This window comes from Gordonia humi (genome assembly GCF_014197435.1).
Lineage (GTDB): Bacteria > Actinomycetota > Actinomycetes > Mycobacteriales > Mycobacteriaceae > Gordonia > Gordonia humi.
The window spans coordinates 13,579-26,500 of record NZ_JACIFP010000002.1 but is presented as its reverse complement, the minus strand read 5'-3'; the positions used below and the strand labels follow the sequence as shown (position 1 = coordinate 26,500).

The 12,922-nt window shown below is 63.6% G+C and carries 11 protein-coding genes; 7 read left to right on the top strand and 4 right to left on the bottom strand.

What is annotated here, in order from left to right; all coding sequences use genetic code 11:
• Positions 1–334: 334 nt before the first annotated feature.
• Complete coding sequence (locus tag BKA16_RS22650; protein WP_387995934.1) at positions 335–1,837, bottom strand: AMP-binding protein; 1,503 nt, start codon at positions 1,835–1,837, stop codon at positions 335–337.
• A gap of 371 nt (positions 1,838–2,208) precedes the next feature.
• Here BKA16_RS22650 and BKA16_RS22645 point away from each other — a divergent pair, with 371 nt between their 5' ends.
• Both BKA16_RS22645 and BKA16_RS22640 read left to right on the top strand, forming a co-directional pair.
• Positions 2,209–3,384 carry an iron-containing alcohol dehydrogenase gene (locus BKA16_RS22645; RefSeq protein ID WP_183373274.1) on the top strand — a complete coding sequence of 392 codons (1,176 nt, stop codon included), beginning with the start codon at positions 2,209–2,211 and terminating at the stop codon, positions 3,382–3,384.
• A gap of 302 nt (positions 3,385–3,686) precedes the next feature.
• A complete protein-coding gene (locus BKA16_RS22640) occupies positions 3,687–4,856 on the top strand; it encodes an IS30 family transposase (protein WP_183368662.1) in 1,170 nt (389 codons plus the stop codon).
• 75 nt (positions 4,857–4,931) lie between these two features.
• Here the strand turns inward: BKA16_RS22640 and BKA16_RS22635 are convergent, their stop codons facing one another.
• Both BKA16_RS22635 and BKA16_RS22630 read right to left on the bottom strand, forming a co-directional pair.
• Positions 4,932–5,498: a TetR/AcrR family transcriptional regulator gene (locus BKA16_RS22635; protein ID WP_343067633.1), complete on the bottom strand. Its 567-nt coding sequence runs from the start codon at positions 5,496–5,498 to the stop codon at positions 4,932–4,934.
• 117 nt (positions 5,499–5,615) lie between these two features.
• The gene (locus tag BKA16_RS22630; protein ID WP_183373273.1) at positions 5,616–6,584 is read right to left on the bottom strand and encodes an NADPH:quinone oxidoreductase family protein; all 969 of its coding nucleotides are present in this window, start codon (positions 6,582–6,584) and stop codon (positions 5,616–5,618) included.
• Positions 6,585–6,706: 122 nt separating this feature from the next.
• Between BKA16_RS22630 and BKA16_RS22625 the strand changes: the two genes are divergently transcribed.
• Entirely contained in the window at positions 6,707–7,615 is a 909-nt protein-coding gene (locus BKA16_RS22625) for a MaoC/PaaZ C-terminal domain-containing protein (protein WP_183373272.1), read from the top strand.
• Entirely contained in the window at positions 7,612–8,787 is a 1,176-nt protein-coding gene (locus BKA16_RS22620; protein WP_183373271.1) for a citrate synthase 2, read from the top strand. Before BKA16_RS22625 ends, BKA16_RS22620 begins: the two co-directional genes overlap by 4 nt.
• A gap of 20 nt (positions 8,788–8,807) precedes the next feature.
• Here the strand turns inward: BKA16_RS22620 and BKA16_RS22615 are convergent, their stop codons facing one another.
• Positions 8,808–9,401: a TetR/AcrR family transcriptional regulator gene (locus BKA16_RS22615; protein ID WP_183373270.1), complete on the bottom strand. Its 594-nt coding sequence runs from the start codon at positions 9,399–9,401 to the stop codon at positions 8,808–8,810.
• 134 nt (positions 9,402–9,535) lie between these two features.
• Here BKA16_RS22615 and BKA16_RS22610 point away from each other — a divergent pair, with 134 nt between their 5' ends.
• The 3 genes from BKA16_RS22610 to BKA16_RS22600 all read left to right on the top strand — a co-directional run bounded on the left by BKA16_RS22610 (position 9,536) and on the right by BKA16_RS22600 (position 12,906).
• Positions 9,536–10,399 (top strand): NmrA family NAD(P)-binding protein, encoded by an 864-nt coding sequence (locus BKA16_RS22610; RefSeq protein ID WP_183373269.1) that lies wholly within the window; start codon positions 9,536–9,538, stop codon positions 10,397–10,399.
• A 177-nt stretch (positions 10,400–10,576) separates the two neighbouring features.
• On the top strand, positions 10,577–11,314 hold the full coding sequence (locus BKA16_RS22605; RefSeq protein WP_183373268.1) for a TetR/AcrR family transcriptional regulator: 738 nt from the start codon (positions 10,577–10,579) through the stop codon (positions 11,312–11,314).
• Positions 11,311–12,906 (top strand): FAD-dependent monooxygenase, encoded by a 1,596-nt coding sequence (locus tag BKA16_RS22600; RefSeq protein ID WP_183373267.1) that lies wholly within the window; start codon positions 11,311–11,313, stop codon positions 12,904–12,906. The genes BKA16_RS22605 and BKA16_RS22600 overlap by 4 nt, the downstream gene beginning before the upstream one ends.
• Positions 12,907–12,922: the final 16 nt, after the last annotated feature.

Genomic DNA, 12,922 nt, shown 5'->3' with positions numbered 1-12,922 from the left:
CCTACCCGGCCCACCCACGCAGGACCGAACACCACTCTGCGCCGAGTGCGCCGGCATCGACGACGACTTTCACTGTGCCCGCTGCGGCGAGGAGAACGGACACCATCGCGGGCTGATCTGTGCCCGCTGCGCGGTGCGCGAGGACCTCTACCAAATCATGGGCGGCACGCCGACCGACCCGATCCTCCTTGGGCTCGTCGCATGCGCTCCAATCGCAAGAACGAGGTCGAGCCTCGACGATCTGGGCAGTCATGTCCGAGTTAGTCTTTCGAATACAAGCGCAGTTCGGTCCGACCTCAGGCTTGGTCGATAGATGTGCCGCTGTCAGGACGTACTAGCGAGACAGCTTCACTCCTGCCTTCTCGCGGTCCCACGTGTCCGCAGTGACGCCGATGTCTCGGACCGCATTCTTCTGGATCTTCGACGTGGGCGTCTTCGGCAGTTCGTCGACGATGCGGACGTATCGCGGGACCATGTAATACGCCATGCGTGGCTCGAGGAATCGGATCAGCTCGCCCGGATCGATCGTTGCGCCCGGAACAGGTGCTACCACGGCCATCACCTCGTCTTCCGAGACGTCACTGGGGACCGCCACAACTGCTGCCTCGCGCACGGATTCGTGCGCCATGATCTCGACTTCCACTTCCATCGATGAGATGTTCTCGCCCCGTCGGCGGATCGCATCCTTGAGCCGGTCCGCGAAGTAGTAGTTGCCATCCGCATCGCGTCGTGCGGTGTCACCGGTGTGGAACCAACCGTTCCGCCAGGCGGCAGCGGTGGCTTCGGGCATCTTGTAGTAGCCGGAGTTCAAAGCCCAAGGGGCATCGCTACGGACGATGATCTCCCCGACATCGCCCACAGGCACCTCGCAGTCGGCGTCGTCGACCAATCTCACCTCGACGCCGGGCCGTACTCGCCCGCACGTCCCCCGTGCTTTCGGATTGGCCTCGGACACAATCGGTGCCGACAGCTCGGTCATGTTGTAGATGGTGTAGACATCGACATCGAACCGATCTGCGAATCCCGCGACGTTGTCGACGAGTGGGGCCACGAACACGGTGCGGAGGGGATTCTCGGCATCGTCGTCACGCCGCGGGATGCTCTCGACGAAGTTGGACATCACGCCGAGCAGGAAGACGATTGTGCACCGGGCGGATCGAATCTGACGCCAGAAGTTATCGGTGCTGAAGTGGTCCACGATCGCCACAGATCCGCCGTTGATCAACATCGCGTACACCAAGGTCATCCCACCGACGTGAAACGCCGGCATGTTGATCATGAATCGGTCCTCGGAAGTCATCATCGGCATCGTCTCGGGACCGAACGACGCATACGCCTGCATGTACGACGTGAGGACCCCCTTGGACGGGCCCGTGGTTCCGGAGGTGTAAATGATCGCCTGGGTGTCCCACGGCTCGATCGGTCGGGCCAACTCGGTGATATCACCAACGGCACCGCGCAACTCGTGGGACAGGATCGTTTCTACCGAGCGAAGCGACCGGGTGCCGCCGACGGTGATGACCAACCTCAGTTGTCCTCGATCGTCGATGTCGTCCAGTCGGCTGACGAGACCATCGGAACCGATCAGTATCTCGGCATCGGAGTTACGCAAGACGTGCGACAGCACCCCACCGCGATAGGCGGTGTTGATCGGTACGAACACCGCGCCAAGGTAGTTGATCGCGAACCAGAACCGGAGCATGTCAGCACCATTGGGCAACCAGCACACCACATGGTCCCCTTGCCGGACTCCAAGCCTGTGGAGAGAGCCGGCCGATTTCCGCACATGCTCAAGAAGTTCCGCACGCGTCCACGAGGTCCCGTCGTCGAAGACCACGAAGACCTTTTCGGGATCCTCGTGTGCACGCTGCTCGAGTAGATACCGGAGTACGGATGCCTCTCGGGAGGGGATTCGCGCGTCAACACGGGTCACGATGCACCTTTCGCAGGTAGGTGGACGATCGCCCACCGCCGCGTCCAGCGCGCGACCAGGCAACCGAGCACGAAACGTCGGGCCGGGCAGCGGCTCGCGGCCGAAGAATCGCCCACTCTTGAGTTGTACCGATTAGTACGGTTTCACAATATGGCCGTAGGTGTCAAGGGTCACATCTTGGGTCGGGAACCCGTAGACTAAAAGCGGAATGAACGGTACATTTTCACGCATCGTGCGTTCTGCACGACGAAACGAGACAGACTGGAGCGAATGTGATGGCAGAGATCGAGACGTTCGAGATGCCGCGAGTGGAGACAGTTGTCCAGGGCACCGGCGCGATCGCGCAGATCGGGACCGAGCTGAAGCGACGCGATCTGCAACGCGTGTTCTTGGTGACGGGACGCTCGGTGGGATCGAGCGCACCTTTTGCCGAGCTGGTCGATGATCTCGGCGACGTCGTGGTCGGCACGTTCGCCCGCGTCGAGGCACACAACCCGGTGCACACCATCGTCGAGCTGATCGACGAGGCGCGGACCGCCGGCGCTGATTGCTTCGTCGCAGTCGGTGGGGGCTCCCCGATCGACGCGGCCAAGTTGGCAGCTGTCGGCTTGTGCGAGGATTCGAAGTCCATCGATGACCTGTCACGCAACTACCTGGTGTTCGAATACCCCAACACCATTCGACGGCGCCCCCTATCGGCAGAACCGATGCCCGTGTTCGCAGTACCGACAACCCTGTCTGCAGCCGAATGGGATGGCTTCGCCGGTTCGGTCGACCACTCCCGCGACACTAAAGACCTCACCGTCTATCTCGAGGCGACCCCGACCGCCGTCTTTCTCGACCCGGCGTTCAGCGCTCACACTCCGCGCGACCTGTGGGCCACCACCGGGGTGAGGGCGCTCGACCACGCCGTCGAGACCGCATACGCCAAGAACGCTCATCCCTTCACCACTGCGTTGGCGAATCATGCTCTCGTGATGCTGGCAGAGAATCTTCCACTCTCGGTGAAGGACCCGGACAATCACGATGCCGCGCTGAAGTGTCAGCAAGCAGCGTGGATGTCCATCATCGGCGTCCACAATGTGTCGCTCGGCCTGTCCCACGCCATCGGCCACCAGCTCGGCGCGGTGGGCATCCCGCATGGGACGACGTCGTGCATCATGCTGCCTCACGTCATGCGATTCCTGGAACCCGTCACCTCCGTCGAACAAGCCCGGATGGCGGAGTCTCTGGCACGGGTACAAGGAGACGGCCTGGCCATCTCCGCCGCCGATCGACTCGAGGACATCCTCGACCAACTCGAGGTTCCGCGCCGAGTATCCGACTTCGGCGTCGGACGGGACAAGATGGCCGGGGTGGCACGAGCCGCATTGGGAGACATCGTCGTCCGCGAATCGCCGCGTCCGGTCGACGAATCGGTGATCTATGAGCTGCTCGAGACCGTGTGGTGACGGTTCCTCGTCCATGTGCTGTCACGTCGAGGCCCCGGCAAATCGGCGGGTTATAGCGATCCCCGCAACACCTTGAACTTCAAGGAGTTGCGGGGATCGTGTCGTTCAATGAGTTGAAAGAGATGTTTCTTGAGACGCTGAGGTGTTCGGACATCGGGATCTCAGCCGCCGCTCGCGAGGTCGGTGTCAACCGGAACACCGCGTACGGGTGGGCGCGACGGGCCGGGATCCGTGGACGTGGGGTCAGGGGGAACGGCCCTCACCCTCGTAAGTCTGAGTACGTGCAACTACGCGCCGATGGCATGTCACAGTCAGAAGCAGCGGCCAGAGTGGGCGTCAACGTGCGCTCAGCGAGGGACTGGGACCAGGGTGTCCGGCATGTGAGTAACTCCCGTATCTATCCCGATGGCACCGTGATCGATTACAACACCGGTATGACTATGCAGGTAGAAGTTCCCGCCCTGCCAGCGGTGGAGGCCGTGCTCCATCCCCGGTATCTCTCGCTCGAGGAGCGGGAGACGATCGCTGACCTGTATCGCAGTGGCATGAGCCTGCGAGCGATCGGTCGCGTGCTGGGAAGACCTGCCTCGACGATCAAGCGTGAGCTCGATGCTCGTTCTGAGGACGGCCGCTATCAGCCCTACCTCGCCCATCGCGCCTGGGCAGCGTCGAGGTCCAGGCCGAAGTCCTCGAAGCTCGTCACCCACGTGTCGTTGCGGGAGTACGTGCAGGAGAAGCTGTCGGTGCGGTGGTCGCCGGAGCAGATCAGCCACACTCTGAGGAAGGAGTTTCCCGACGACGAGAGTATGAGAGTGAGCCCGGAGACGATCTATCAGGCGTTGTACGTCCAGGCACGCGGTGGGCTCAAGCGTGAGGTCGCGGAGACACTGCGGACCGGGAGGACACGCCGGAAGCCGCGCAAGCATCCCGGCCAGCGCATGTCCAGGTTCATCGACGAGATGGTGATGATTTCGAAGCGGCCGCCCGAGATCGAGGACCGCGCGGTGCCTGGCCATTGGGAAGGTGATCTGATCGTCGGGCCAGGCAGTGCTTCGGCGATCGTGACGCTGGTGGAGCGAACGACTCGATACGTGCTCCTGGGGCATCTGCCCGGCGGGCACACCGCCGGGGAAGTCCGTGACGTGCTCATCGGGTTGATCGGTACGCTGCCTGAGCATCTGCGGGGGTCACTGACCTGGGACCAGGGCGCCGAGATGGCAGCGCATAGGCAGTTCAGCATCGCGACTGGGGTTCCGGTCTATTTCTGTGATCCGCACTCACCCTGGCAGCGGGGCAGCAACGAGAACACAAACGGGCTTCTGCGCCAGTACTTCCCGAAGAGCACGGACCTGCGGCCGTACGGGTCTGAAGACCTTGAGCACGTCGCTCAAGAGCTCAATGGTCGTCCACGCAAAACGCTCGGCTGGGATACCCCAGCCGAGCGTCTGCGTGATCTACTGATGATGCCTTAACCATCAGGTGTTGCGAGGACCCCTAGAAACTGCCAATCCGCCGGGGCCTCCTCCGTTGAGATCGAGGCGCACCGATCAACCTCGCTCGCTGATCCCCTCCAGCAACGTGTCGGTGAACAGGTCCGCGATGTCCTCGGGCGACTTCCCGCCATCCGACCGAATCCAGGCGTAGGAGTAGTTGTACATACCCAGCACGCCCTTGGTCACCAAGGGATGCAACGAGTGGAACTCACCGGCACCGGCACCGGCGTGCAGAACTTCCGCGACGATGTGCTCGTATCGGTCGCGGGCTTCTTGCACGACCGCCCGCCGCTGGCCCGTCAAGGCGTTGAACTCCTGGAAGGCTACAGTCCACTCCAACGGGTGATCGGCGATATCTCGCAACGCCATTCGCATCATGAGGCGGAATTTGTCCTGCCAGTTCACGTCCATCGCCTGGACCCGGCCGGCCTGCGTGACGAGGTCCGCCATCCTGGTGTGGCAGATCTCGAACAGCAGCGCCTCCTTGCTGCCGATGTGGTGGTACAGTGCGCCTTTTCCCAGGTTCACTGCGCTCGAGAGCTCCTCGACACCCGTCCCGTGGTAACCGTTTGCAGCGAACAGCCGCACCGCGGCCTCCATTATCCGCTGCTTCGAAGCCACCCCGGTGCGGTAGGTCCGACGGCTAGATACACCAGATTTCCCCTCGGGCATTGCTCTCCTCGTGGCGTCGCGGCACGGGTTCGACCGTAGCCATTCTGTACCGGCCGGTCTACCGTACTACCCGACGGTCAACACGACCTTGCCATGCGCTTGCCGCTTCTCGATCGCACCGAGTGCCTCGGCTGCTCCCGCAAGCGGATATGTGCTGCCCACGACCGGGCGGACGAATCCGCGCCGCGCCAGATCGGAGAGCGCAGCCGCCGCATCCGCCGCGATCGATCGGTCCTCGTCGATGAACCCGCCCCAGTAGACGCCGGCGACATCGATGTTCTTCAGAAGCAGACGGTTCACCGCGATCTCCGGGATGCCCCCCGCAGCGAAACCGATCACCAGGTGCCGCCCTTCTTTTCTCAGCATGCGGATCGAGTCGAGGAAGAAGTCGCCGCCCACCGGGTCCACGGTGACATCGACACCACCCGCAGGAGACGACCGGACGGTGTCGGCCCACGTGTCATCGGCGACCACCACAGCATCTGCACCGGCGTCCTCTGCGACGACCGTATTCGCCTTGCTGTCCACAACCGCTGTCACCGTGGCGCCCAATCCCTTCGCGACCTGAATGGCGGCAGTACCGATACCGCCCGCAGCCCCATGGACCAGCACATGCTCGCCCGCCCGGAGGCGGCCGCGCCGCACCAGTGCGAAGTGCACGGTCTGATAGTTCATGGCGAAGGCTGCCCCCTGCTCGAAGGACAGTTCGTCGGGCAGCGGAAAGACCAACTCCGGATCTGCGGAGACCACCTCGGCATACCCACCGATCGGGATGTACGCCGCGCACCGATCGCCCTCCTGTACCGAGGCGCCGGTCGGGGCCGAGCGGACAATGCCGGCGATTTCGACACCCGGCACGAAAGGAAGCTCTGGCCGCACCTGATAGAGACCCCGTGTCATCAACGCGTCTACGAAGCTGACCCCGATGGCCCGCACGTCGATAATCACGGCGTTCGCCGATGAGGACGGTTCGTCGAGGTTGACGAGTTGCACTGCTTCTGGGCCCTCCAACGAGATGATCTGGACAGCTTTCATACGACACCTCCGGTATTTGTACCGATCGCCCACTCGGGCGACGGCGGCCGACCGCACCCTTGACGGAGCGGCAACCTGACCAATAATGTACCGATCGGTCAACGTTTTGGGAAGGTGGACCGATGCAGAGGACTTCGGTGGACAGCAGTCGCGTTATCCGGGTTGTGCCGGATGACGCGGAACCGCACTCGATCGATCACCAGCTGGACGAGCGCTGGTTGCTCGCATTCGCCGCGTCCATCGACGACACCCGATCGGAGGTCTTCGATCTGGACCATCCCGACGGAATCGTCGGGCATCCCGTGTTCCCGGTTTGCATCGAATGGCCATTGATCGAACAAGGTGCACCGGGAATCGAACTCTCGCTCGAGACACTGCGTTTGGGGCTCCATGCGTCTCATCGCATCACCACTTTCGCGCCCTTGCGTCCGGGCGCGCGCGTACATACGATCGCCCGGGCCCACATTGCTCAGAACACAAAACGCGCAGCGCTCGTTGCTACCGCGTTCCACACATACTGTGCCGACCGCGGGACGCTCCTCGTGTCAAGCTACGTCTACACGTTGTATCCCGGTGTGCGTGTCGTCGGGCCGGAGCGTCGTCCGCAGAACTCCGGCGGCCCTGCGCTGACGCCGATCATTTCCCGTGAGCCAGTCGGAACGTTCGTGGTCGGACCGACGGACTCGATCGTCTACACGGAGTGCGCTCGTATCTGGAACCCCATCCACACCGATAGTCGAGTTGCCCGCGCGTCTGGTCTGCCCGGGACGGTTTATCACGGAACGGCCACCTTGGCCCGAGCGGTCACGAGCATTCTCACATCTTCAGTCATACAACCGAATTCAATGATCACAGATATCTCATGTAGGTTCAGCGCACCGGTTTACGTCGGCGACTCGCTGACTGTGTGGGCGTCGAACGCCACAGACGGTGTCTGTTTCGACGTTCGTAAGCGTGACGGTCACCGCGTCATATCTGACGGGCAACTCACGTGCGCGCCCACCCCGTCGCCCGCCAAAGGAGAAGGATGACAACAACAGTCGACCATGATTCCGCCGACCGGCCGATCTCTCGAGCAATCGTCCCTGACGATTTCGTGCCCGGCCTGGAAGGTGTCGTCGCGTTCACCACCGACATCGCCGAACCCGACAAGGACGGCGGCAATCTGCGCTACCGCGGCGTCGACATCGAAGACCTCGTGGAAAACCACGTGACCTTTGCCGACGTCTGGGCGTTGTTGGTCGACGGGCAGTTCGGCGACGGCCTGCCCCCGGCCGAGCCGTTCCCCCTGCCCATCCATACCGGCGACGTGCGCGTCGACGTGCAGGCCGCACTAGCCATGCTCGCCCCGATCTGGGGGTACCGACCACTACTCGACATCGACGAGGAGGCCGCGCGAGCCAACCTCGCCCGCGCCTCGGTGATGGCCCTGTCGTATGTGGCCCAATCCGCCCGCGGCATCCACCAGCCGGCTGTCCCCCAGCACGTGATCGACGAGTGCGACACGGTCACCGCGCGTTTCATGACCCGGTGGAAGGGTGATCCCGACCCCGACCACATCCGGGCGATCGACGCCTACTGGGTCAGCGCCGCCGAACACGGACTCAACGCATCGACATTCACCGCGCGCGTCATCGCGTCGACCGGCGCCGACGTCGCCGCCGCCCTGTCCGGCGCAATCGGCGCGATGTCCGGCCCGCTACACGGCGGCGCACCGGCCCGGGTACTGCCGATGATCGAAGAAGTCGAACGCACCGGCGACGCCCGCGCCCTGGTCCGTGGTGTACTCGACCGCAAAGAGAAACTGATGGGGTTCGGCCACCGCGTCTACCGCGCCGAGGACCCACGGGCCCGCGTGCTGCGTCGCACCGCCCAAGAACTCGGTGTCCCCCGCTACGAGGTGGCCGCTGCGCTCGAGCAGGCCGCACTCACCGAACTGCGCGAGCGCCGCCCGGACCGGGCCATCGAAACCAATGTCGAGTTCTGGGCTGCGGTCATCCTCGACTTCGCCGAGGTTCCACCACACATGATGCCCGCGATGTTCACCTGCGGCCGTACCGCCGGATGGTGCGCCCACATCCTCGAACAAAAACGCCTCGGCAAACTCGTCCGGCCCGCAGCGATCTACACCGGGCCCGGCCCGCGACGACCCGAGGACGTGGTCGGATGGAGCGAGTTCGGGGGCCGCGGTCGGACTCGGTGATCCAGCAGTGCACAAAGTATTCAACTCTCGCGGCGCTCAACCCTGATCCCCGCCAACACGAACGAAGTCCGTCGGTCATAGTCCACGCGATTCGGCCGCTGCCCGTGTTTGAGCGCGAGTGCGTTGTCGACGACGAGCGCATGCACGTCGTCGACCGTCACATCGGGACGCAATGTTCCAGCAGCATGCCCAGCGACGACCAGTTCGCCATAGATCTCCGTCGAACGATGACAGATACCCAGAAGCTGCTCGGAGTATGGGAACTGTTGCAGCAACAGGTCGTTGACGGCCGGGATTCGATACTGCAGATCGCGGATCGCGGCCAAGTAGAAGGAAAGTTGCTCGGCCGCACCGTCTGTGGCGCGAGTCTCCCCGATGATCACATCGAGCTCGGCGGAGATCACATCCTCGATCACTTCTTCGATTAGGCCAACCCGCCCGCCGAATCTATTGAAGATGGTGGCCTTGCTGACACCCGCCGCCTTGGCGATCGCCTCCAACGGAACATCCAGGCCGCGATCACGAAACGTCATCACCGCAGCGCGCCGGATCTGCTCGAGGTTGCGGCGCGCGTCGGCCCGCATACCCGGCCTCGCCGGGGTTACCTCAGCCATTGAGCCGTCCTCTCCTGACACGGATAACTTGACCAACCAGGTCACCTTACCTATTGTGGTGACCCGAGGCTAACTTGACTCAGTCAGTCACCTTATTCGAAACCGTGATCCTGGACCTTGAAAGGCACAAACCGATGATCGTCGTCACCGGCGCGACCGGCATTCTCAATGGCGCCACCGTCGAGCACCTACTGAAACGCGTTCCCGCAGAAACGATCGGAGTGAGCGCTCGGGATACGATGCGCGCCCAACACTTCGCTGACCGCGGGGTCAGAGTTCGCACCGGCAGCTACGACGACCCGATAACTCTGCGCCGCTCCTTCGACGGCGCCGAACAAGTGCTGCTTGTGTCATCGAGCGACCACACCGCCGATGTACTCGCCCAGCACCGCAACGCGATAGAGGCTGCGGTTGCTGCCGGAGCTCAACGAATCCTCTACACCAGCCTGCACGGCGCCGACTTCGAAGGCACTTATCCCGCCCTGGGAATGCATGCTGCAACCGAGGCCATGCTCGCGGAGTCGGGGGTCGCGTGGACCTCGCTGCGCAATGGCTTTTTTGGCGACCTCAACATGCTCCTCGGGCCGTGGCAGGATACCGGTGTGATCAGCATGCCGGCTGACGGGCCGATTCCGTGGGTTGACCGCGCCGACGCCGGCGAGGCTGCCGCAGCAGTTCTCGCCGCCGACCGCAGGTTCGACGGCCCGGTCTCAATCGCACCGTCCGAGACGGTCTCCCTTGCAGACTTCGCTGTAGCGGCTTCGGAACTCACCGGTCGAACCATCGAGCGCGTGGTGGTCGACGACGAACAATGGGTGGGTGATCAGGTCACCTCGGGCGTACCTGAGTCGGTGGCTCGGTTCACGTTGTCCATGTTTCAGGCAACCCGCACAGGCTACTTCGCCGACGGAGGCGCCCTGCTTACAGAACTCCTCGGCCGTCAACCACGCAGTGCGGCAGAGCAACTCGCGGACACACTGATCGAGCCACCTACCTAAACCTCAGTCCACCAATCTGCTGCCATTCGGTCGGTGAGAGATAGACGAACGACGAAATGGCCGTGTTTCGGCGCATGGCGATGGGCCGAGTCTTCCATCGCTCGGTGAGCGGCGGACGCGAACGATCAGATCCAGACGATCTTGTTCGTAGCGAACATGTTTGTTATTGTATGGTTCATGAGCGCGCATCGACCCATCCGTAGTCGCCGGGATCGCCCAAGCAAGCCTCCGCTGACCCGGGAGGGGGTTGTCGCCGTCGCGATGACGGTGATGGAGTCGGAGGGGCTGGAGAAACTGACACTGCGTCGGCTGGCGACTGAACTCGATACCGGACCGGCGTCGCTGTATGTGTACTTCCACAACGTGGCCGATCTCCATGCGGCGGTGCTCGACGAATTGCTGGCCACCGTCGACCTCGGTCCAGTCCGCTCGCCTGGGGGGTGGCGCGAGCGCTTCGAAGCAGTCCTGTGGTCCTACATTCGTGTCCTGATGCAGTATCCGCCGTTGGCTCGCTCAGCTCTGCTAACCCGCCCATCGGGGCCGTTCTATCTCGACCTGGTCGAGGCGCTGGCGACGTTGCTGCATGAAGGCGGCGTCGAAGCGGAAACTACGGCCTGGGCGGTGGACTTACTGATGCAGGTCGCCACCGCCACGGGCGCTGAACAGGCCACACGACAAGAGAGCCCGCGCGACGGCGTCGAGTGGGAGGCGCTGGTCGAGGCAGTCGAGAATGCCGACTCCAAGCGCTACCCGCATATCCGCGACCTAGGGCAACTTCTCCTGTCAGGGACCGGCACCACCCGCACGCGCTGGGCACTGTCGGTTCTGCTCAACGGGATCGTAGCGACCGCGCCACCGACGCCAGCTCCGGCTTCGTCTCCCGAAACCAACATCATCGACGGAGAACGATCATGAACGCCATCAATGAATCGACCACAACCCCCGGCCCCATCCCGGTTCTCATCTCGGGCGGCAGCCTGGTCGGTCTGTCCACAGCAGTGTTCTTGGCTTGGCGCGGCGTTCCCGTCGTGCTCGTCGAGAAGCACAACGGCAGCTCGGCACATCCGCGCGCGATCGGCTTCACCACGCGAACGGTGGAACACTTCCGGCGGGTTGGAATGGAGATTCCGAGTTCGCTGCAAGGCATGAAGCCACCACGACGGGCTCGGGTGGAGAGCCTGACCGGCGCGTGGCTCGAGGAGTACCCGTGGACGCCAGGTGGAAAGGGCGACTACGGCGCTGGGGACTCGCCGGTACATGCAATCGCGATCACCCAGGACCGGCTCGAACCCCTACTGCGAGACAGGGCCGCCGCGTTGGGCGCGGACCTGCGGCTGGGTACCGAAATGCTGGGGTTCACACAAGATGACGATGGCGTGACCGCAACAATGCGCCGCCGCGACGATGGCAACGAGTATCAATTGCGCGCCCAGTACGTGGTGGCCGCGGACGGCGCCACGAGCACCGTGCGCGAGACCCTGGGTATCGGGCGCCATGGCGCGGGGCCGCTGTCGGTGCAGCGCAGCGTCCTGTTCCGTGCGCCTTTGGATGAGTACCTGGAGCACGGTGTAGTCCAGTTCGAGATCGAGCAGCCCGACTTGAAGGCCTTCTTGACAACCTATTCTGACGGCCGGTGGGTGCTGATGCTCAGCGACGACATCGACCGCACGGTCGATGAGCAGATCCGGGTGGTACAGCAGGCGATCGGCCGCACCGACATCCCGATAGAGTTGGTGACCAACGGCCGGTGGGAGCTGGCCGGGTTGATCGCCGATCGCTTCTCCGACGGCCGGGTGTTCCTCGTCGGTGATGCCGCCCATCAATTGCCGCCGAACCGCGGGGGCTTCGGTGCCAACACCGGTATCGACGACGGGCACAACCTGGCCTGGAAGCTCGCCGCGGTGCTGTCGGGTGAATCGCGCCCAGGGTTGCTGGACACGTACGACGCCGAGCGGCGCCCGATCGCGGACCTGCGCCACGATCAACTCTTTGCCCGCGCCGACTACAAGGCCTACCTGACGGGCCCCACAACCGATGTATCGGTGCTCGATGACGCTGCGATCGAACTCGGCCAGCTCTACCGCTCGGCCGCGGTGATCGGCGCGAACAGTACCTTGCCGCCCGCACGGCGACCCGACGAGTGGGCCGGCCAGCCCGGAACTCGCGCTCCGCATCTGACCCTTGCCGATTCCGACAACAGCTCGACACTGGATCTGTACGGCCGTGGATGGATCGTGGTGTCCGAGGACGCCGGTTGGCACGCGGCCGCCGCTGCAGCCTCGCAACGGCTCGGATTCGCGGTCGAATTTGTCCAGATCGGTAACGATGTCCATATTGCGGGACCATCCGACTTCGGCACGGCCTATGGGCTCTCCGGCAACGGTGCCTCCCTGATTCGCCCCGATGGCTACGTCGCATGGCGCGCCGTGACGGCTCCCCATGACCCTGCGACAGCGCTGATTCAGACCCTGGCGCAGGTCGGCAACGCTGTCCATTCCCCTCGGTAGCAAGCCTCTGAGGCCC